The following is a 22,319-nucleotide window of genomic DNA, read 5'->3' as shown; positions in this document are numbered from 1 at the left end:
CTTTAAAACTTGTAGTTTTAGCAAAAACGAAATGTTAATAAATTATTTTGTCGCAAAAAGTGTGGATTTTTTTGTGCTAATAGTTGTTAATCTCAATGTTAATTGATAAAATTGCTATAAAATTGCTTAGACAACATATGAAGAAATTTTACTTTCTTGCAATTTCCCTGGTAGTTTTGCTGCTTTCTAGCTGCGGAAAAGGTGGTCAGGGGGAATTGGTGGGAGCCTATAACAGAAAATTTAAAAATAACGCAATCCCTTTAGGAATGGTCTACGTTCCTGGCGGGAGGAACCTTTTGGGTATGACTGATGAAGATATTACCTTCTATCAGGGTAAACAAAGTAAAATGGTTTCTATGAGTCCTTTTTTCATGGACCAAACCGAAATTACGAATGCCGAATACAGGCAGTTTGTAAACTGGGTTAGAGATTCAATTGCCATTACAAAAGGAAATATTGACGATTATTTTATTAAGCCTAAAGGAAATGCCGCGGCTGGAGCTCAGAAATTCAAAGTAATTGACTGGAGGAAAGTAGGTAATGGCTCTAATCTTTGGAGTAATAAAAAGCCCGATATTCAAACCAAGCTTAAGGCAATGTATATCAATGATAACTTGTCGAATTTTACTCATGGTAGAAACGATAAGGATATTGATATCAAACTTTTGCGTTACGCTTATGTAGAGAAAAATACCGATATGGCTTTGGAAAACTCTGCATCTCCTAACAGACAGCGTATAGATGACTACGACATTTATACTGACAGTCCAACACCTGGCCGAATTAATGAACACCCATCGGTAATGGTATATCCTGATACATTGGTTTGGAGGAAAGATTACACTTATGAGTATAATGATCCAATGGTGGAAGCTTATTTTAACCATCCATCTTATGATAAATATCCTGTAGTAGGCGTTACATGGGATCAGGCCAGAGCTTTCAGTAATTGGCGTACTCAGTTCTACGAAAACGTAGCTCGCCAAAGAAAATTTCCGCTTAATTCTAGGTTAAAATATGATTTGCCTACCGAGGCGCAGTTTGAATACGCCGCACGTGGTGGCAGAACCCAGACTAAGTACCCTTGGGGTGGTCCGTACATTATGAATGCTAAAGGTTGTTTACAAGCCAACTTTAAAGTGGGTAGAGGTAATTATGCGGATGATGGTGCATTATACACTGTTGAAGCTAGAGCTTATCTGCCAAATGATTATGGGTTGTACAATATGGCTGGTAACGTGGCTGAATGGACTTTAAATTCTTACAATACTTCACTTCCAGAAGATAAAAACCCAATTTTTAGAAGGGGCAGACGTAAGGTTGTAAAGGGTGGATCTTGGAAAGATATCGGATTCTTTCTTCAGAACTCCGTAGCACAACATGAATATCAGGATATTCCAAGATCTTACATCGGATTTAGATGTGTGTCTGCTTATCCAGGAAATAACATTTTGAATTAAAACAAACGTAAATAAACTAATAAACCAAGAAATTAACTATTAAGAACTATGGCTGGAAAATATGCTACAAATGAAGCGAAACTGCATCTTGCAACCTCTGTTGGTGCGGCAATTGTAATTGTAGGTGCATTATTTAAAATCCTTCACTTGGGGGGTGTTTGGGGAAGTATCATGATTGGTGTTGGACTTGGAGTGGAAGCCTTTTTGTTTTTAATCGGCGGTTTGTTTCCTCCACACCCAGATGTGGAATGGGATAAAGTTTATCCTCAATTACGCAAAGATGGTAAACCAACCCCAATAGATGCTATACCACAAGCGGCTATAGGCGGAGGTGGCGCTACAAGTGCTTTGGATAAATTAGTTAACGAAAAAATTGGACCGGAATTAATCGAAAGCTTAGGAAACGGTTTACGCACTTTTGGCGATAAAGTTGCAGGTATATCAAATGTAGCTGATGCTTCAATGGCAACAAACGAATTTACTGCAAAAGTAAAAGGAGCTAGCGATAGTCTTGGAAATATGAATACTGCTTTTGATAAAGCTACGGCGCAATTGGCTGAGCTAGGTGCTAGCAATGCTGATTCTAAAGCTTATCATGAGCAAGTGAACAATTTAGCGAAAAACTTATCTGCATTAAACGCAGTTTATGAGTTAGAGTTACAAGACTCAAGTGCTCATTTAAAGTCAATGAATAAATTTTATCAAAATCTAGCTTTAACAATGGATAACTTCAACGATTCGATGGAGGATTCTAAACAGTTTAAAGAAGAAGTTGGTAAGCTTGCAAAAAATCTTTCGTCGTTAAATGCTATTTATGGCAATATGTTAACGGCTATGAACCAACCACGTGCTTAATTAGTCATATTATTTAACATATAAAATATTAAGATAATATGGCAGGAGGTAAGGAAACGGCAAGGCAGAAGATGATTGGTATCATGTATTTGGTACTATTAGCTATGCTTGCCCTTAACGTTTCGGATTTGGTATTAAAAGCTTTCAGAAATATTAATGATAGCTTAAATACATCCAAAGAAAACGTTGGAAATAACATTACTCAACTTTTAAGAAATTACGAAAGCACCAAAGCCAAAGAAAGCGGCGATAATCTGTTGAAGCTTAATAGAGCAAAAGAAGCGCAAAAAATTGGAGAAGATCTGATTAAATATATCGATGATCTTCAAAAGAAAATTGCTGCAGACGGATTTGACGAAAATGGCGATTTGGTGCAGAAGAACAACCTAGATATTGGGCAAAACATCATGGGAAGTGATGCAGAGAACAAAGCGGGTAAGAAGTTGCAGGCTAAGATAAATGAAACAGGTAAGAAATTAGCTGCACTATTGCAAGCTGATGAAGGAAAACCAACGTTTATGTTGCAAGCCTTAGATCCAGCAAAACCTAAAGCAGGCGAGCCTAAAACTTGGACTGGAAATAACTTTGGTGAAGGTGTGCCATTGGCTGCATTTAGAACTATTTTGACAATGATTCAGAACGATGCTAAAAACATGGAAGCTGATATCATCAATAAAATTTTAGCTGATAAACCAATTGTTGTGCTTGACCAATTTGAAGCCGTGGCAGTAGCACCTACTTCTTACGTTATTCAAGGTCAGCCTTATAAAGCGGAGATTTATTTAACCGCAAGTGATTCGAAATCTACACCTGACATTAGTGTGAATGGTAGTAAAGTGCCGACAGATAAAGGTAAGGGTGTATACACCGGGGGTACTGGCAGTGTTGGAACTTTCACGTGGAAGGGTACAATTAGGGTGAAAGAGAGAAACGGAAATATCAAAACTTACGAAACTAAACCTCAAACCTATCAAGTAGCTGCGCCTTCGGCAACAGTTTCTTCTGATAAGCTGAATGTTATTTACGCAGGTATTCCAAATCCGTTTACTATCTCGGCACCTGGTTTTCCAAGTGTGAATGCTACAATTAGTGGTGGCTCATTAAGTGGTAGTGGCGGTAAGTATATGATTAACGTTCCTGGCTCATTGGTAGGAAAAGAAGTATCCATAAACGTTAGTGGTACTAATGATGGTAAGACGGTTAATCTAGGAGCACCTAAATTCAGAGTAAAAGCGATACCAGCACCAGTTGCGAAAGTTGGCGGTTACGGCGGTGGCGATATTGCTTCGGTACAATTGAAGAGCGAATCGGAAATTGAAGCTGATTTAGATGATTTCCCATTTGACGTTAAATTTAAAATTTTAAGATTTGAACTAACGGTAATTAAACCACGTTCTGATGCGATTACCATATCTGGACAAGGAGGCAACTTCACAGGTGCCGTTAGAAGCGCTATCAACGCAGTGTCACCTGGAACAAGAGTAATTTTCGATCAGATTGTTTCTCAAGGTCCTGATGGAAGACAAAAAGTATTGCCAGCATTGGTATTTACTGTAAAATAATTATGATAGAGTCAATTTAATGATTGAATTTCGACATTAAATTGGCTCATCAAAAAACAAAAAAATAATAGAGATGAAAAAGACTACGTTGTCACTGCTTTTTTTAATGGCTCTCGCAATTGCTGGCTTTGCTCAAAAGAAAAAGTCGACTACTCCAGCTAAGAAGCCTGCTGCAACCAATTCGGTTACAACGCCGGCGCCTGTACAGGCTGCTCCGCAAACTGCAGTTACAGAAAAGCCAAAAAAAGCACCAAAAGCAAGACCGAGGGATGGCTATGCCGTAGACCTAGCAGCGGTGAGTGATTCGATGGCGACTGAGAAAGCTTTTTTGCCTGTAATTAAGATGGAAGATATCGTATACAGGAAACGTGTTTGGAGAGATATTGACTTACGTGATACCATTAATGGTGTACTTAATTATCCAAAAGCGAGGTTAATTGAGGTGCTGTTAAATCATATCAAAAACGAAGAGTTAACAGCGTATAATCCGAAAAACCCAACTACTTTAGAAGATGATGATGCCTTTGGTTTTCCTTTGGATACTACTGAAGCAATTAGATTGGCAAACGGTACAGTAAACGTTACTAATAATAAAACAGGTACCGTTACTCAAGTAGCTGGAGAATTTAACCCTGCGTTATTTTTGAAATTTAGAATTAAGGAAGATTGGGTTTTTGATGGTAAAAGAGGCGTATTCGAACCACGCATCGTAGCTCTTGCTCCTTTGAAGTTAAATGATCAAACTAAAGACTGGCAGCCAGTATTTTGGATTGCTTATGAAGACGCTAGAGACGTGTTGGCGGCTAAGAAGTTGTTCAATCCATTGAATGATTCTTCTCCATTAACAATGGATGATTTTTTTGTACATCGTTTGTTCTATAGTCATATCGTTAAAGAGTCAAATGTAGGAGATTATAAAGTAAAAGATTTAATTGGCGATCCTCGTCAACGTTTGATGGAGAGCGAGCGCATCAAGAAAAAAATGGCTGATATGGAGCAGGGCCTTTGGGAATATTAGCAGCGCTATAAGCCTGTAGGTTATGTAAGCTTAGATAAAAAAAATATGAAATAAAAAAGAGCAAATCGTTAATGATTTGCTCTTTTTGCTTATAAAAACCAATGGCTTATCTTTTAATGACTTAAACTAATCTTTAGATTTCGTCAGTTTGATTGAAGTACCTTAGTAAGGTTAACACTTGTTTTTTATTCAAGATTGTGGAAAGCTCTTCTGCACTGGCTTCCTTAATTTTCTTGACTGATTTAAACTGCTTAAGTAACTTATCAGCGGTATTTTTCCCAATGCCTTCTATCTCTTCCAATTCAGTTTTTAAAGTTCCCTGATCTCTTTTCTTACGGTGAAAAGTAATACCAAAACGGTGTGCCTCGTCTCTTAGCTGCTGTATAATTTTCAGTGTTTCCGATTTTTTGTCGAGATACATAGGCAGGCTATCGCCTGGATAGAAAAGTTCTTCCAACCTTTTAGCGATACCAAGAACAGTTACTTTTTTATCAATACCTAACTTTTTCAAGCTGCTCACCGCCGATGAAAGCTGTCCTTTACCACCATCAATGATGATCAACTGAGGCAAAGGTTGGTTTTCATCTAACATACGTTTATAACGTCTGTAAACGGCTTCTTGCATGGTTGCGAAATCATTGGGGCCCTCTACAGTTTTTACGTTAAAGTGGCGATAATCTTTTTTGCTTGGTTTGGCATCCTTAAATACTACAATAGCTGAAACTGGATATTTCCCCTGAAAATTGGAGTTATCAAAACACTCAATATGATGCGGCAACTGAGTCAGTCGCAAATCGTTTTTCATTTGTGTTAAGAGGCGTTCAGTTCTTAACTCTGGATTTAGTTTTTCATATTGGTTGAGCTTCTCCTTTTTAAAGAAAAGCACATTTTTTTCCGAAAGTTCAAGTAGATTTTTCTTTTCACCAAGTTTAGGAACAGTTAACTTAATATTTTGGTCGTCTAAAGGAATTTCAAAAGGGACAATGATTTCTCGTGATGTGCTTTTGAACTTTGTCCTAAATTCAGCGATAGCTATAGAAAGCAGTTCCTCATCACTTTCGTCCAAGCGCTTTTTAATTTCTATAGTTTGCGTTTGTATGATACTGCCATTCATTACTTTCAGGTAGTTTACGAAAGCGTAGCGCTCATCGCTAGCTATGCTCACTACATCTACATTTGTAATGGCACTGCTTACAACGGTAGATTTGCTTTGGTATTTTTCTAGCACGTTGAGCTTTTGCTGGTAATTGTGAGCCAATTCAAAATTTAAATCTTCAACAGCGGTTTTTACTACTTGTTTTACCTCTTTAATTACACTGCTAATTTTACCGTTTAAAATATCTTTAATTTCTGAGATGTTTTGCTCGTAATCGGCTTTGCTTTGATAGTTTTGGCATGGACCCTTACAATTGCCAATCTGATATTCCAAGCAGACTTTGAATTTACCTGCATTGATATTTTCTTCTGTTAAAGGTAGGTTACAGGTTCTTAAGGTGTAGGTTTCTTTAATTAAGCCTAAGATGGTATGCATCATCCCTACAGAGGCATATGGGCCAAGGTAGGTAGATCCATCTTTAATCATCTTTCTGGTGGAAAAAACTCGTGGAAACGGTTCTTTTTTGATGACAATCCATGGATAGGTTTTGTCATCCTTCAGCATGATATTGTAGCGAGGCTGGTGCTTTTTAATTAAGCTATTCTCTAACAGCCAAGCATCTATCTCTGTATCAACAATGGTAAAGTGAATACGCCTGATTTTGGAGACCAACACCCTGGTTTTTCCGTTGAGCTGTTTATCCTGTACAAAATAGGAGCTTACCCTGTTGCGCAAATCCTTCGCTTTTCCAATGTAAATCAACTGATCATCAGCATCAAAATATTGATAAACTCCGGGTTTGTGTGGGATATCCTTTATTGCTTTTTTATAATCAAAACTGCTCATTACGGTTACAAATTTAAACTAAAAAAACGATTTAAATTTTCATTCTTAGCTATCAGACGAGGAAATGAATTGGTTGCGTATAAAAAAATAAGACCCCGCAGGTTTATGAAGCCTACGAGGTCTTATTGGATATTAATTTACTAGAAACCTAGTTTTTTGTCTAATTCAGTAGGAGTTTGTTCCTGTTGTTGGTATTGATTACAATCATACACGATGCTCACCCCACCGGTTGGTGGTTCGAAGTCATTTTTTCCTACTTTTAAATTAGGGTTGCCATATACACGTCGCATAAAACCTGCGTAAATTGGCAGTGCAGAGTTAGCGCCCTCACCATAACTTGTACTGGTAAAGTGGATAGCTCGGTCTTCACAACCTGTCCACACGCCGGCTACCAAATCAGGTGTAATAGCCATAAACCAACCATCGGAGTTGTTCTGGGTCGTTCCTGTTTTACCACCTATTGGAGCGTTGACTTTATACTTATAGCTTAGTCGGGAACCGGTTCCTCCAGTTACTACACCACGCAACATACGCGTCATCACGTAAGCCACTTCTTCGTTCATTGCCACTTTGATGATTGGCTTGCTTTCGTAAAGTACAACTCCGTTTTTGTCCTCAATTTTAGTAATGAAATTCGGTTGAGTCCAGACACCTTTATTGGCAAATACACCGTAAGCACCAACCATATCATAAATGGAGGCATCGAAAGTACCTAGACAAATAGAAGGAACGGCAGGCACATCGCTAGTAATTCCCATTTTTTTGATTTCGTTAACTACTGCAGTAGGACCAACTTGTTTCATAAGGTAGGCTGCAATATAGTTTTGCGAATAAGCTAAGGCTTTCTGCAAGGTGATTGAGCCCGGAAGTGGCGTTCCAGAGTTTCCAGGAGTGTAAGGCTTGCCATAACCTTCAATGGTCACTGGTTCGTTTGGTACACTTAAACATGGCGAATAGCCATTTTCAATAGCAACGGCATACGTAAATGGCTTAGCAGTTGAGCCCACCTGGCGGGTACCTACTTTTACTTGGTCGTATTTAAAATGCTCGAAGTTGATACCGCCAATCCAAGCTTTGATATTTCCCGTTTTTGGATCCATCGCCATCATCGCATTACGAAGCAATAGCTTGTAATACTTTACAGAGTCGATGGGTTTCATTACCGTATCGATATTTCCCTTCCAAGTAAATATGGTTAATTTGGTAGGGGTGTTAAAATCAGTATTAATTTCATCATCTGATTTATCTTCCAATTTCAATGCCTTGTATCTGTCAGATCTTTTTATGCCCTGATCAATCAATTTTTCCATTCCTCTAAAAGGATTTCTCCCTTTCCAACTTTTGCTGAACTGATCTTGCAGCGTTTTCATGTATTCTTTTTGCGCTTCTTCAGCGTACACTTGCATGTCGTAGTTGATTGTAGTATACACTTTTAGTCCATCTCTGTCCAAATCGTACGGCGTACCATCAGCTTTGTTAATTGATCTTTCCTCGAGAATTTTCTTAATCTCACTTTTTAATACCGATCTGAAATAAGGTGCAATGCCATCATTATTACTTGCTGCATTAAAATGTAGGTTCAAAGGCTTTTCTTTTTCACCAGCAAATTCATCCTGACTGATATATCCTTCCTTCACCATTAGCGCCATAACGGTATTCCTACGCTCTAAAGATCTTTCTGGATTTTTAGTAGGGGAGTAACGGGTGATACCCTTTTGCAATCCAATCAAAACAGCTGCCTGCGGAATCGTTAACTTATCAGGAGTAGTGTTAAAGTACACTCTTGCTGCTGATTTGATGCCAAAAGCATTATTGCCAAAATCAACCGTGTTTAAATACATCGTGATGATTTCCTCTTTGGTATAATTACGTTCCAGCTTAATAGCGATGATCCATTCTTGAAACTTTTGAATGATACGTTTGGAGAAATTTTTTGCTCGACCCTCTTCAGAGAAAAGATTCAATGCTAGCTGTTGGGTAATGGTACTACCACCTTGCTTTTTTCCAGTTAATGCATAAAGGAAAATGGTGAATGTACGTTTAAAATCGATACCGGAATGTGAACGAAAACGGATATCTTCAGTTGCAATAAGTGCATTAATCACATTTGGCGAAATCTCGCTATAGTTAACATTCGATCGGTTTTTAACAAAATAGGTGCCTAATACCTTTCCATCTTCAGAAATTACCTCGGTAGCTTCGTTGCTTTTTGGGTGTTCGATAGCTCTAAATGAAGGAATATCTCCAAAAACGCCAAAGCCTATCATTAAAATAAAGATGGCAAATGCTACCACACCAAAAATTAGTGCTTTCCAAATTCGCCAATTGTATTTCTTTATTAATTCTGGTGTTAAAGTGCTGTTTCTTCTATTGTTACTATAGTTCATTGTTACTGATGTATCTAATGTACCTTTCTAAAGTGTCGCGGTTAATGATTTTTTCTAGGTTTTCCTTACTAATAGCAAAGGTAGTATAATTAGCGGCAGGTACTTTCATAATTCTGCCTAATTGTGGTTTTATATTCTGATAATATTGTTGTACTTCAGTTATGCTATTGAAGTCGCCAACAATGATTAATTGGTCTTGATCAAGCTCTTTGAGCTGATGTCGTAAATTATTGCCAGCATAGTTTCCTCTATTAAACTGACCAATGCCGAAACGTGAACTGCTTACATTTACGCTTGTTGTATTAACGGCTACCACTACGTAATAATTTTTTGATGAAGCTGGATTAAACAGCGTTTCTTTTACAGGCTCTGTTTTTGTTGCAGGGATAGCAACAGTGTCTTTTTTAGGTACGGTAGCAATGATAACGCTGTCTTTTTTAACTTCAGGTACTTTCACAATCACCGAATCTTTCTTCTTCTCAATAGGTGTAACCACGGGCTCTTTTTTCACCTCTTTTATTGGTTCCTTTGGCTCTGGTTTAGGTTCTGCCTTAGCAACCACCGGTTCTTTTACCTGTGGCTTTTCAATTAGTTTCTCTAGTGGCGGTGCTACGTAAATTTTCTTATTGCCACTAGGGTCAAGTACATTAGCAATAATAGGCTCATTTATCCTGATGCCAGTTTTATTTTCTGCAAAAGGTAGTTCATTAGGGTCATAGCTCAACAAAGCGATTTTTCTTTTTTTGAATTCCGACAAATGAGCATTGATGTAAATAATGTGCTGGTCAACTAATGGTTTTATCAATTTATCCGTCTTATACTTCTCCGCTATTTCAGCAAATGCAGCTAATAATCGATCTACATTTTCGGTTCTGCCAATAGCGATGGACTTTAAATAAGCGTACTGCGCTTCCATAACATTGCCCGGAAAACGTTGATTAATGGCATTTACCCCTGTAATCACATTATTAAATTCTTTCTCTTGTAGTTTTCCAAACAAGGCTTCGTATTCTCTATTCAAGGTAGCTTCCAGCTGGTTTTGCTTTGCCGAAAAGTTCGGGTCTAATATTGTTTTTGCATAAACTGAGTTAGGATACTTACTTAAAACTAGGTTTTTATACTCCTCTGTTTTTCTACTATCGGTACCTTGGTTAGCCAAATACAAACTATAATAGATCATGTCTAACTTATTGTTGTTTGGAAACCTTTTTAATAAAACCTGATAGGTCTTAATTGCCTCGGGTTTGTCGTTAAGTACTTGTTGATAAAAGCTTCCCATCTCCAAGTAGGCGTTAATTAATTTCTGATTTGAAATTTCGAGCTGATATGGAGTTAGTGGTAAGGAATCTAGGTATAAAGTAGATTTGTTAGTGCTTGGAGTTGATTGTGCGTTATCTGGATTTTGAGGTAAAGCACCAATGCCATCGTTAACGGCTATGGCTGCTTCCGTTTGTTCTTGACTTGATTTGTTGCTTTGTCTCCAGTTCGGTGTTAATTTTCTGTTACCCCAACGCTTCTTAAACTCATTAAAGCCTCTGCTAATTGCATTAGCGTTTGCAAAATAAAAAGAACTATTTCCGGAAGAAAATGATGTTCCGCCGGTTCTTGTACTTTGCTGCCCCACAGTTGAGCTTCCATTGTTTACGGATAACTTGGGTTGCTCCAAAGCAGTAAAATAGTTAGATAAAGCTAACGGACGTTCTCCAGCGGGTAATAATGCGATACGTTGTAAGGTGTCTTGTAGAGCGATCGCTTCATAACGTTGTTGTAAGTACGCTAAATTTTGCGCTTTGTTAGCTATCGAATTGTAAAGTGGATGGGTTTTGGGCAAAGTCAATGCAGTGCTATCATAATATTGTTTCGCAGCTACGTAATCGTTATAGTTTTTGAAATTTAAGTCAGCAATTTTTAGATAAGAAAGCGCCTTTTGGACATTGTTGGTAGTGCTATTTCTTATGGATAAATTATAATATTCTTCAGCTTTTCCAAATTCATTGTTCGCGTAGTAATCGTCGGCAATTTCATAATATATCTGATCTTTGAAGTCAGTGTTCTTGTCATCTTTCAGCATTTTCAATAATGCCGAATTCCGATCAAAATCTTTGCCATTTATCTGCTCCGAAACTCTAATACGGCTTAATTTCGCATTAAAATACATATCAAAAGCGGCATTGCTCTTTTCTACTTTTCTATAACTTGCCAAGCTTTTGTCATAAAGCTTTTGATTTTCATATAGCTGCGCAAGCGTGTAAGTCCAATGTATTTTATTCAGGGTATTTGTGCCAACTTTAAGAGCTTTTTCCAGATAATTGATAGCTTGTGGCTCATCGCCTTTTATCATGTTAAATTGTGCAATAGTAGCCAAAGCTTCGGCTTTTCCCCTCTTTACAGAATCAAGTTCTATTTTTACAGTATCGATTATTTTTGCAGCTCCATCCACATCATCCAATTGTAGCAAGCTTCTGGCTTTCCAAGTTAAAGCGTTCAAATAAATCTTGTGATTTTTTTGGTAAGTTTTAGCTACGTAATCAAAGTAAGCATTAGCGTTGTAATATTTTCCTTGATAGAAATTAGTTTTACCTAATAAGATATAAGCGTCGTCAATATAATTACTAAAGTTTTTTTCGGCAATTATCGTACGTGCTTTCTGGTCGATCTCATCAAGTTGTTTCACTTTAATACCAGCTGTTGCAACTTCCGCCATTGGAGGTGCGTAGTATATAGGTAAAAAGCTGTCGAAATTTTCTTTGTTGCTTTGATTAATTCCCTCTAAATAATCATCCATTAAAACATTGGAATTATAAATAAGGTTATATCTTGCCGATAGATTTTGGAGTTTTCTATTGGCCATAGTATCTTTTTGAGAAGAACATCCGTAAAAGAAGATCAGCAGGATGCTACAAATTAAGATACAGTAATTGTTTTTGCTGTAGGTATTCAAAAGGTTTTAAGTTATTTTGTATATAACAATATATCTGCAAAAATATTTTATTCGGCAATATAAACTTAATAATTTGAAGTATAATTTACTAAATCATAAATGTTTTAAATGAACAATCAACCCAAACCAGCTTCTAATTTTGTAAAATATACGGCCGTTGGCTTTCAAATGCTAATCACGATAGGGCTATTTGCTTTTGTAGGATATAAAATTGATCAACATCAGCAAAATGACAACTATATTTTTACGGCCATATTGGGGTTGCTTGGCACCGCTGCATCGCTTTATCAGGTAGTTAAATCATTGAATAAAGAAAAATAGAAAAAGCTTACCTACTTTTGTAAGAAAAAAATAGTGACTTTATTGCAATTCATTCTCTACTATCTTTTCTATCTGCTAGTACTGGCGGGTGCTGCGCTAGGTATAAATCAATTTTGGCCCCAAGCCATTACTCCCCATTTTTGGCTTATTTACGGCTTTTTGGCAATTCTCACCTTTTTAGCCTATTTATTAGCTGATTTTGGAATGAAAAGAAATCCCCAAACTGGCGTATTTGCAATTTTAGGTGCTGTAATCATAAAAATGTTGTTCGCCATGTCTTTCGTGCTGATTTACAGTTTAAAACGGACTGACGCCAACCTTGTTTTCGGGCTCAATTTTTTTTCTTTATATTTATTGTTTACCCTCTTTGAAATATTAGGTTTGTTACGTAACTTGCGCCACCAAAATAAATAGTAAAAATCTGCGAGTAAATGGATTATAACCGAGTTTTTGTGTCGAAAGTTAGAAGGCTAATTGTTGTTTTTACGCTTTTTTCTGCGTTTTTAGGATTTGGAGCTACTGCTTTTGCGCAAACTGATAGCGTAGCTCATCATGGTCAGGAAGTAGCTGCTTCTGCTGCCCATGGCGAAGAGCATAAACAAGAAGAAAAAGGTTTCAATATTACCTCTTTTATTTTTCATCACATCAGTGATAGTCACTTTTTTACTATTTGGGGTCATGGCGAGCATGGTTTGCACTTGCATTTGCCAATTATCCTTTGGACTAACAACGGTTTAGTTACGTTTAGTTCGTCTGCTTTTAATTTTGATGATGCGGGTAAAGTAGTTGTTGAAAAGAACGGACAACGTTTTGCTATTGCTCATAACAAGATTTACTACGCTAATGCGGAGGCGGATGCGCATGGTTCTTATGTTTCGCATATCGCTGATGAAAAAGGAGAGGAGGTTGTAACTAATGTTAGGCCGCTAGATTTCTCTATCACTAAAAACGTGTTTAGTATGTTGCTGTCGGTAGTAGTGCTTTTAGTAGTATTTATTTCGGTAGCTTCAGCATATAAAAAGAGAGCTGGCAAAGCGCCAAAAGGGATGCAGTCTTTCTTGGAGCCTATCATTATGTTTGTTCGTGATGATATTGCTAGACCAAACCTTGGACATAAGTATGCGGCGTTCATGCCTTACTTATTGTCGGTGTTTTTCTTTATCTGGTTAAATAACATGTTGGGTTTGGTGCCTTTCTTCCCGGGTGGTGCTAACGTAACAGGTAATATTGCTATGACTGCTGTTTTAGCGGTTTGTACTTATTTGATTACAACATTTAAAGGTAATAAGGATTACTGGAAGCACATCTTCTGGATGCCGGGTGTTCCTGTGCCGATGAAAATTTTCTTAGCTCCATTGGAGTTAATTGGTACGCTAACTAAGCCTATTGCATTGGCAATTCGTTTGTTTGCTAACATTACTGCGGGCCACATTTTGGTGATGTCGTTATTGTGTTTGATCTTCATTTTTAACTCGATAGCGGTGGCTCCTGCATCTATTTTCTTTGCTGTATTTATTGGGTTGATTGAGTTTTTAGTAGCATTCATTCAAGCTTTCATTTTTACAACATTATCAGCCTTATTTATTGGTATGGCGGTAGAAGAGCATCATTAATTAGAACATAATTGTTAAACAATATAAATAAATCAGAAAAATGACTGGAACATTAGCTGCAATCGGCGCAGGCTTAGCTGCAATTGGCGCTGGATTAGGTATCGGTAAAATTGGTGGTTCTGCGATGGAATCAATCGCTCGTCAACCAGAAGCCGCTTCAAAAATTCAAACTGCTATGCTTATCGCTGCTGCCTTTATCGAGGCTGTTGCGTTATTCGCAGTAGTAGTTTCTTTGATCGCAAATTAATCAAAGAAGAAAAAAGATAAGCACCTTTTCGGGGTTGCCGTTAAGGTGCTTGTTTAAAAGTTTAACATAAAAAAATATAATCATACAAAATGGATTTATTAGTTCCTGAAATTGGATTGTTGGTTTGGAATAGTATCGCATTCCTTTTATTGATTTTCTTATTGGCGAAGTTTGCTTGGAAGCCAATCATGAAAGGAATTCACGATCGTGAGAAAAGTATCGATGATGCATTGAACAAAGCTGAATTGGCTAGACAAGAAATGAGTCGTTTGAGTTCTCAAAACGAGGAGTTGATGAAACAAGCTCGTGAAGAACGTGACCAAATTTTGAAAGAAGCTAAAGCTTTAAAAGATAATATCGTTAACGAAGCTAAGAATCAAGCGCAAGTAGAAGGTGCGAAGTTAATAGAGAAAGCTCGTATCGAAATTGAAAACCAAAAGAAAGCTGCTTTGGCAGAGTTAAAAGGTCAGGTTTCGGCTTTATCTTTAGATATTGCTGAGCGTGTTTTGCGTACACAATTAGATGATAAAGCAAAACAACAAGAGCTAGTTAACAATTTGTTGAAGGACGTTGAATTAAATTAAGTTTAAAGTACAAGGTTTAAAGTTTAAAGTATCGCTAGTCGTTTAACTTTTCACTTTCAACTTTTAACTAAAAAATATGTCAAGTAAAGCAGGAGCTAGGTACGCAAAATCATTATTGGATCTTTCAAAAGAGCAAAATGCTATTGAAGAAGTGAACAATGACATGGTGTTTTTTGAACAAACGGTTGATAACAGTCCAGAGTTAGAAGCCATATTGAAAAACCCAATAGTGCCTTTAGATAAAAAACAGGGTATTTTACACGGTGTTTTTGGTGGTAAAGTACATGCCATTACCGAAAGTTTCTTGAAACTGGTAGTTAACAAAGGCCGTAGTGCAATTTTATTTGACACTGCAAAGCAGTTTGTTGCTCAATACAATGCAATTAAAGGAGTGGTAACAGCAGAGGTAACTTCGGCAACTGCGTTAACTGAGGCTAATAAAACTGAAGTAATTGCTTTGGTTAAAAAGGAACTTGGCGCTAGTGAAGTGGTGATTAAAGAGAAAATAAATCCGGCTTTAATTGGTGGCTTTATTTTAAAAGTTGACGATAAACAGTTTGATGCTAGTATTGCTAGCGGACTAGCTAAACTTAAAAAGGAATTTGCTAGTTAGTAGAGAGATTTGGGTATCGAGTATTGAAATTTGAAGATACAGCGATAACAAAAGAACTACAGCAATAGCAATTATAATCCCGATGTGAAATCGGGACTGAAATAACAAAAGAGTAAGAAATTACATTTAGAAAAAGATATCAAAATAACATAAAATTATGGTAGAGGTAAGACCAGACGAAGTTTCGGCAATTATCAGACAGCAATTGGCCGGCTTCAAATCAGAAGCTGAACTTGAAGAAGTTGGTACGGTATTGCAAGTGGGCGATGGTATTGCTCGTGTTTACGGCTTAACCAAAGTTCAAAGTGGTGAGCTTGTAGAGTTTGCTAACGGCTTGCAAGGAATTGTATTGAACCTTGAGGAAGATAACGTAGGTGTGGTATTATTAGGCCCATCAGACGAGATCAAAGAAGGTGATACCATTAAACGTACTAAAAAAATTGCTTCGATTAAAGTTGGTGAAGGCATGCTTGGTCGTGTTGTGAACACCTTAGGTGAAGCTATTGATGGTAAAGGTCCAATTTTAGGCGAAACTTATGAAATGCCTTTAGAGCGTAAAGCTCCCGGGGTAATTTATCGTCAGCCAGTAAATGAGCCTCTACAAACTGGTATCAAAGCTATTGATGCAATGATTCCAATTGGTCGTGGTCAGCGTGAGTTGGTTATTGGTGACCGTCAAATTGGTAAAACTGCGGTTTGTATCGATACCATTATCAACCAAAAAGAATTTTATGAGGCTGGTCAGCCAGTTTTCTGTATCTATGTAGCTTGCGGTCAAAAAGCAAGTACAGTGGCAAACATTGTACGTACTTTAGAAGAGAACGGTGCTATGCCATATACAGTGGTAGTTTCTGCTAGTGCTGCTGAGCCTGCTCCATTGCAGTTCTATGCTCCATTTGCTGGCGCTGCTATTGGTGAGTTCTTCCGTGATACTGGACGTCCAGCATTAATTGTTTATGATGATTTATCTAAACAAGCTGTGGCTTACCGTGAGGTATCTTTATTATTGAAACGTCCTCCAGGTCGTGAGGCTTACCCAGGTGACGTTTTCTACTTACACTCACGTTTGTTAGAAAGAGCAGCGAAAATCAACGCTAACGATGATATCGCTAAAAACATGAACGATTTGCCAGAGTCGATTAAACATTTGGTAAAAGGTGGTGGTTCATTAACCGCATTGCCAATTATCGAAACTCAAGCTGGTGACGTTTCTGCATATATCCCTACTAACGTAATTTCAATTACTGATGGTCAGATTTTCTTAGAGTCGAACTTGTTCAACGCTGGTATCCGTCCTGCAATTAACGTAGGTATTTCGGTATCACGTGTAGGTGGTAACGCACAAATCAAATCAATGAAAAAAGTGGCTGGTACATTAAAGTTAGACCAAGCACAATACCGTGAGCTAGAGGCTTTCTCTAAGTTCGGTTCTGATTTGGATGCTGCAACTAAATCTGTATTGGATAAAGGTGCTCGTAACGTAGAGTTCTTAAAACAAGCACAGTTTACGCCATTTAAGGTAGAAAATCAGGTAGCTATGGTTTACGCAGGTACTAAAAACTTAATGCGTAGCGTACCTGTAAACAAGGTTAGAGAATTTGAAGCTGACTATTTACAAGCATTAGAAATGCGTCATCCAGAAACCTTAGCAGCATTAAAAGCTGGTAAATTTGATGATACCATTACCGGTGTATTGGAAACTGTAGCAAAAGAAATTTCAAGTAAATATTAATTAGATTATAAGTATTTGGTATTTAGTAGTTAGATTTTGGTCTAATTACTAAATACTGGCTACTAAATACTAACAAATGGCCAATTTAAAAGAAGTAAGAAATCGTATTGCCTCGGTGCAGTCAACTCAGCAAATTACCAAAGCAATGAAAATGGTATCAGCTGCTAAGTTGAAGCGTGCTACTAATGCAATTGTTCAATTACGTCCTTACGCAACCAAGTTGAAAGAAATTTTAGGAAATCTTTCGGCTAGCTTGGAAGGTTCAACATCTCCGTTTATCGAAGAGAGAGAGCCAAACAAAGTATTAATTGTTGCTGTGTCGTCAAATAGAGGTTTAGCTGGTGCGTTTAACATGAACGTAATTAAAACTGCTAATAATTTAATTGCTGAAAAGTATAGCGAGCAATTTAAGAAAGGGAATGTGAGCATTGTTGCAATCGGTAAAAAAACACAGGATTTTTACGAGAAAAGAGGTTATAACGTAATTGGTAACAACAATGAGGTATATTCCGATCTGTCTTTTGAAAATGTAACTAAGATTACTGACGCGATCATGGCCGGTTTCGTAGATGGTAAGTACGATAGAGTAGAAGTAGTTTACAACAGATTTAAAAATGCTGCCGTTCAAATCTTAACTTCAGAACAACTATTACCTCTTCCAAAATCTGAAGAAGCGGTTAGCACCAAAGAAACTAATGTAGACTATATTTTAGAGCCTAGCAAAGAAGAAATCGTAACCCAATTGATTCCAAAGTCTATCAAAATTCAGTTATACAAAGCTGTTTTAGATTCTCATGCTTCTGAACATGGTGCACGTATGACATCAATGGATAAAGCAACTGAAAATGCTGGTGATTTGTTGAAATCATTGAAATTGGCTTATAACCAAGCTCGTCAGGCTGCAATTACAACAGAGTTAACGGAGATTGTAAGTGGCGCAGCAGCGTTGAATGGCTAAAATAAGTTCATTTGCTCAATGGTTCATTAGGCAAATCACTCAAAAATATAAACCCTTATCGTTTTTCGATGAGGGTTTTTTTATTGAAATTATCACCTGCCTTCGTCTCTTCATCATTGCGAGGTACGAAGCAATCCTAAGGATTAAGATGCCATAGATTAACAGTAGTAGTCATATTACTTCGTTCCCCCACGGTGAACAATGGGCTTTAACTTTCTAATCTAAAATGATTGTGATTTCCGGATTGCAATCCAAAACGATTATGTTTTTTATCTTTGCATCATACTATTCAAATATGAAATTAAAACTTTTTATAATCGCTTTGCTTACGTCGCCAATAATGGTAGTCGCTCAGAAAGCTGGCCCAGAGAGAGATTGGACAAATGCCGTGTTATGGCAGCAATATAGTGGCGAGTACAGGGCTTTGGCCTTTCAGGCCTATAACTTTGCTAGATTGTCTTTAAAAGAGGCTCTATGGGAAAACCAGAATGGCAAACCTAATTGCGTAATTGTAGATGCTGATGAGACGATTATTGATAATTCGCGTTTTCAGGGTTACGAAATTAAAAATGGTGTGAGCTATGTTCCCGCTCATTGGACTGCTTGGACATCGAAGGTGATGGCAGATACCGTACCTGGAGCACTATCTTTTTTGAATTTCGCAGCCAGTAAAAATGTGGAAACCTTTTATGTGACTAACCGCGATGCGGCAGATAGAGCTGCCACAATGGAAAACTTGAAAAAATTAGGATTTCCGTATGTAGATGAAGCGCATTTGCTAACTAAAACTACTACTTCAGATAAACAGGAAAGAAGAAACAAGATATTGGAAAAATACAATGTACTGTTGCTTTGTGGCGATAACTTAAGCGATTTTTCCAATGTATTTTATCGTGAAGGAAAAGACACTAAGGAGCAAGTGGATGCAAATCAACATTTATTTGGAACTAAGTTTATTGTGCTACCTAATCCAATGTACGGCGATTGGGAGAAGCTACTTTACAAAGAAGGCAAATTTAACGAGCAGGAAAAAGCTAAACAGCGTTTGGATAAGTTGAAAAGTTATTAAAGAATACTGGTTTTTAGTAAAGAAATATTATTTTTGCCCTAACAAAATAAAATCGAATTCACATGGATGCTCAACAAAGAGAAAACAGCATGAAAACAGCCAACGATTCGGCTATCTATTCTTCACTTGCTTTATGGACAGTAGTTACTGTAATTGGCGTATTCTTACGTTTCGCTTTTGATTCGCTAACGCTATCTTTAGTGTCGTGGGCTATTTTAGCGCTTGGTTTCGTAATGTGCTGCGTAACGGCTTTCAAAATTTTGAACGCAAAATAATTAGCAATTATTTTTCAATATAAAGGAATCCTTTTGTTAATAGCAAAAGGATTTTTTTTGCACCTTTTCCTAAGATTTTGATTGAATTACAGACTGTTACCTTCAACAGGTAACTAGCAATCGTCTGCTGCCAGCTGGGCAATGGGTTACCTTATTCCGTTTCAGGCATTAAGCTTAAAACAACTCTTTACAAATTGTCTTCCTTAAGGAATTAGCATGCTTAAGACAGTTTTGTGAAAGGAATTTAAACACTTAAAACCTTAAACAAAATGAAAAGACATTTTGCCTTAGTGGCTTTGGCCGCAATGATTTTCTTTGGCTGTAACTCCGAAAAAAAAGCTGAAATGGCTGATTATGCTGCAGCTGATACCGTTAGCGCTGATCTAAGTTCAACTGATACTGCAACGGAAAAGATGACTAAAACCGCTGATATGCGTTTTAGGGTTAACAATGTACAACAGACCAAGCAAAAGCTAAGTGAAACGTTAAAAAAACAAGGTGGCTTGGTGATGGAATTTTCTATCAGCAGTGCCGTAAAGGATACCGAAAAGGTTAAATTCAGTGCAGATTCACTAAAAGAAATTACCTCTTATACCACTGAAGGTTATTTAACCGCCCGTGTACCTTCCGAACACTTAGACGATTTTACGAATGCAATTGCCGCTATGGCAGTTTTTGTCGACAATCAGTCCTTAAAAATAGAAGATAGAAGCCTGGCTTATGTGGAAAATAAATTAAAGGCAGAAAACAGACAGCAGGCTGTAACGCAAATTAATAAGGTGGCGTCCAAGAAAAGTCCTAACGTACAGAGTGCCCTGATCCTAAAGGATGATTATGTAGATCGAAAAATTCAAAACTTAGCGATAGATCAGCAGGTGAAGTACAGCACCATTACATTGAGTTTCTATCAGGATAACACCGTAAAATCAATGATTGTGGCTAACGATAACATCTATGATTATAAACCAAGTTTCTTTAGAAGACTAGGATTAAATTTAACTGATGGGTGGTCCTATTTTAAAGAGCTCGTTTTATTTGTCGCAAGATTTTGGATGTTTTTTTTAATAGGATTGACAGCCTTTTTTACCATCAGGTATTATACAAAAAAGCAACAAGCTAAGGCAATCATTCCGCCATCAGCGAACTAACAGTTAGGTAACAATAGCTAATGTTAGGTGCGCCACACCACTTCTTTTTGTATAAGTCCAATTGTAAAATTTAAACGATACGTGGTGCATCTTCTGGCAAATTGCTAACTTCAACCTAGCTAAACTATATCAATTAATGAAGAAACTTATTTTTTCAGTTGCAATTGCTTCCCTGACGTGGAATGCAAAGGCTCAAGACAATTTCTCTCCCGTTTTTAAACAGATTAATACTGAAGTTCAAACCAACTCACAGGCTTATCAAAATTTAAAAGATGCTACCGAAAAAATCGGCCATCGTTTAACTGGTTCTGCTAACGGAGCAAAAGCGGAGGAGTATGCTTACAACTTATTTAAGTCTTACGGTTTAGAGGTTCGTTATCAGCCATTCGAGGTCGAAAGTTGGGACCGTAAAACACTGTCAGTTAAAATAGGTGCTTCACAAAGTGATTTAGCTAATGTTAAAGCGGTAACTTTGGCACATTCGCCGGTTAAGGCAAATGTAACTGGCGAAATTGTAGACGCAGGCAACGGTCTAGAAGCCGATTACCAGTCGATTAAGGACAGAGTTAAAGGTAAAATCGCATTGATTTATATTGGTGTGCTTCCTGGCTCTCCTGCTGGTACTACGTCCTTACACCGATCAGAAAAAACTGCTATTGCAACCAAATATGGCGCCATTGGTGTCATCATCATTAATCAAGTGAAAGGTGGAGTGCTTTTAACTGGAACAGCTTCTGTGACTGGAAAATTAATTCCTATTCCTGCAGTTTGTATCGGTTTGGAAGATGGAATGGCATTAAAAGAAAAACTAAGAGCGTCGCCGCAATATGCTCAAATTGATATGACAAATTTTTCGGGTTTGATCAAAGCTCGGAATGTAATTGCTACGATTAAAGGAAGTACGTTACCAAATGAGAAAATTGTGGTTGGTGGGCATTTGGATAGCTGGGATTTAGCTACGGGAGCCATTGACAACGGCATTGGTTCTTTTTCTGTGATCGATATGGCAAGAACTTTTAAGAAACTCAATTTGCAACCTAAACGTACTGTTGAATTTGTGATGTTTATGGGCGAGGAGCAAGGCTTGTTAGGCTCAAAGGCTTACGTAGCGCAGAGTTTAAAAGATAAAACATTAGATCAGGTTCGGTTTATGTTGAACTATGATATGACCAACGATCCAAAAGGATTTGCGACCAGTAGAAAGGAAATGGAAAGCTTGTTTAAAACGTGGGGCGAGCAGGTAGTTAAAATTGATACAGGATTTAAAAATATGTTCCAGGCAGGTGCTGGTTTGCATTCAGATCACCAACCATTCATGCTAGAAGGTGTGCCAACTGGCGGAGGTGCGGGTGGGAAACTACCAAATAATGCTGGTCCATTTTATCATTCGGATGGAGATGGTTTTCATTTGGTTGATCAGCAAGGGATGAAAAATACAGTGCGTTACGCAGCCATGCTTACCTATGCTTTGGCAAGCACACCAACAATCCCTGTGAAAAGATTTTCGGATGCTGAATTGAAAGCTTTTTTGGAAAGTCAGAAATTAAAAGAGCCACTTAAAATAGCTGGTGAATGGAAATGGGAAGATTAAGCA

19 protein-coding genes are annotated in these 22,319 nt (G+C 37.6%); 16 read left to right on the top strand and 3 right to left on the bottom strand.

Annotation, left to right across the window (positions count from 1 at the left end; all coding sequences use genetic code 11):
- The first annotated feature begins 137 nt into the window (after nt 1–137).
- From porK to porN, 4 genes are all read left to right on the top strand, one after another.
- Nucleotides 138–1,460, top strand: a complete 1,323-nt coding sequence (gene porK, locus ACY2A0_RS04740) for a T9SS ring complex lipoprotein PorK/GldK (RefSeq protein ID WP_461788412.1) — start codon at nt 138–140, stop codon at nt 1,458–1,460.
- A 48-nt stretch (nt 1,461–1,508) separates the two neighbouring features.
- On the top strand, nt 1,509–2,315 hold the full coding sequence (porL, locus tag ACY2A0_RS04735) for a type IX secretion system motor protein PorL/GldL (protein ID WP_461788411.1): 807 nt from the start codon (nt 1,509–1,511) through the stop codon (nt 2,313–2,315).
- Nucleotides 2,316–2,353: 38 nt separating this feature from the next.
- On the top strand, nt 2,354–3,877 hold the full coding sequence (gene porM, locus ACY2A0_RS04730; protein ID WP_461788410.1) for a type IX secretion system motor protein PorM/GldM: 1,524 nt from the start codon (nt 2,354–2,356) through the stop codon (nt 3,875–3,877).
- A gap of 73 nt (nt 3,878–3,950) precedes the next feature.
- On the top strand, nt 3,951–4,895 hold the full coding sequence (gene porN / locus ACY2A0_RS04725) for a type IX secretion system ring subunit PorN/GldN (protein WP_461788409.1): 945 nt from the start codon (nt 3,951–3,953) through the stop codon (nt 4,893–4,895).
- 133 nt (nt 4,896–5,028) lie between these two features.
- Here porN and uvrC read toward each other — a convergent pair whose 3' ends face one another.
- The 3 genes from uvrC to porW form a co-directional block, all read right to left on the bottom strand.
- Nucleotides 5,029–6,837: an excinuclease ABC subunit UvrC gene (gene uvrC / locus ACY2A0_RS04720; RefSeq protein ID WP_461788408.1), complete on the bottom strand. Its 1,809-nt coding sequence runs from the start codon at nt 6,835–6,837 to the stop codon at nt 5,029–5,031.
- Between the two features lie 140 nt (nt 6,838–6,977).
- Nucleotides 6,978–9,224, bottom strand: coding sequence for a transglycosylase domain-containing protein (locus ACY2A0_RS04715; RefSeq protein WP_461788407.1), 2,247 nt, complete (start codon nt 9,222–9,224; stop codon nt 6,978–6,980).
- Nucleotides 9,214–12,165, bottom strand: coding sequence for a type IX secretion system periplasmic lipoprotein PorW/SprE (gene porW / locus ACY2A0_RS04710; protein ID WP_461788406.1), 2,952 nt, complete (start codon nt 12,163–12,165; stop codon nt 9,214–9,216). The genes ACY2A0_RS04715 and porW overlap by 11 nt, the downstream gene beginning before the upstream one ends.
- Nucleotides 12,166–12,273: 108 nt before the next feature.
- On the opposite strand from porW, the gene ACY2A0_RS04705 reads away from it, so the two are divergent.
- The 12 genes from ACY2A0_RS04705 (at nt 12,274) to ACY2A0_RS04650 (ending at nt 22,316) form a co-directional block, all read left to right on the top strand.
- Nucleotides 12,274–12,486 carry an AtpZ/AtpI family protein gene (locus ACY2A0_RS04705; RefSeq protein ID WP_461788405.1) on the top strand — a complete coding sequence of 71 codons (213 nt, stop codon included), beginning with the start codon at nt 12,274–12,276 and terminating at the stop codon, nt 12,484–12,486.
- A 33-nt stretch (nt 12,487–12,519) separates the two neighbouring features.
- Complete coding sequence (locus tag ACY2A0_RS04700) at nt 12,520–12,900, top strand: hypothetical protein (protein ID WP_461788404.1); 381 nt, start codon at nt 12,520–12,522, stop codon at nt 12,898–12,900.
- A gap of 17 nt (nt 12,901–12,917) precedes the next feature.
- Nucleotides 12,918–14,099: a F0F1 ATP synthase subunit A gene (gene atpB, locus ACY2A0_RS04695; RefSeq protein ID WP_461788403.1), complete on the top strand. Its 1,182-nt coding sequence runs from the start codon at nt 12,918–12,920 to the stop codon at nt 14,097–14,099.
- 40 nt (nt 14,100–14,139) lie between these two features.
- Nucleotides 14,140–14,346 (top strand): ATP synthase F0 subunit C, encoded by a 207-nt coding sequence (atpE, locus tag ACY2A0_RS04690; RefSeq protein ID WP_113636474.1) that lies wholly within the window; start codon nt 14,140–14,142, stop codon nt 14,344–14,346.
- A gap of 89 nt (nt 14,347–14,435) precedes the next feature.
- Nucleotides 14,436–14,930 carry a F0F1 ATP synthase subunit B gene (locus tag ACY2A0_RS04685; RefSeq protein ID WP_461788402.1) on the top strand — a complete coding sequence of 165 codons (495 nt, stop codon included), beginning with the start codon at nt 14,436–14,438 and terminating at the stop codon, nt 14,928–14,930.
- A gap of 76 nt (nt 14,931–15,006) precedes the next feature.
- On the top strand, nt 15,007–15,543 hold the full coding sequence (gene atpH / locus ACY2A0_RS04680; RefSeq protein WP_461788401.1) for an ATP synthase F1 subunit delta: 537 nt from the start codon (nt 15,007–15,009) through the stop codon (nt 15,541–15,543).
- 157 nt (nt 15,544–15,700) lie between these two features.
- Nucleotides 15,701–17,275 (top strand): F0F1 ATP synthase subunit alpha, encoded by a 1,575-nt coding sequence (gene atpA / locus ACY2A0_RS04675; RefSeq protein ID WP_461788400.1) that lies wholly within the window; start codon nt 15,701–15,703, stop codon nt 17,273–17,275.
- Nucleotides 17,276–17,351: 76 nt separating this feature from the next.
- Complete coding sequence (gene atpG / locus ACY2A0_RS04670) at nt 17,352–18,233, top strand: ATP synthase F1 subunit gamma (protein ID WP_461788399.1); 882 nt, start codon at nt 17,352–17,354, stop codon at nt 18,231–18,233.
- A gap of 295 nt (nt 18,234–18,528) precedes the next feature.
- The gene (locus ACY2A0_RS04665; protein WP_461788398.1) at nt 18,529–19,302 is read left to right on the top strand and encodes a 5'-nucleotidase, lipoprotein e(P4) family; all 774 of its coding nucleotides are present in this window, start codon (nt 18,529–18,531) and stop codon (nt 19,300–19,302) included.
- 62 nt (nt 19,303–19,364) lie between these two features.
- Nucleotides 19,365–19,577, top strand: coding sequence for a hypothetical protein (locus tag ACY2A0_RS04660; protein ID WP_113636464.1), 213 nt, complete (start codon nt 19,365–19,367; stop codon nt 19,575–19,577).
- 269 nt (nt 19,578–19,846) lie between these two features.
- A complete protein-coding gene (locus tag ACY2A0_RS04655) occupies nt 19,847–20,725 on the top strand; it encodes a DUF4349 domain-containing protein (protein ID WP_461788397.1) in 879 nt (292 codons plus the stop codon).
- A gap of 136 nt (nt 20,726–20,861) precedes the next feature.
- Nucleotides 20,862–22,316: a M28 family peptidase gene (locus tag ACY2A0_RS04650; RefSeq protein ID WP_461788396.1), complete on the top strand. Its 1,455-nt coding sequence runs from the start codon at nt 20,862–20,864 to the stop codon at nt 22,314–22,316.
- Nucleotides 22,317–22,319: the final 3 nt, after the last annotated feature.

Source organism: Pedobacter sp. (assembly GCF_965249885.1).
GTDB lineage: Bacteria > Bacteroidota > Bacteroidia > Sphingobacteriales > Sphingobacteriaceae > Pedobacter.
The sequence above is the reverse complement of the archived record's forward strand: the minus strand, read 5'-3'. Positions and strand labels throughout refer to the sequence as shown.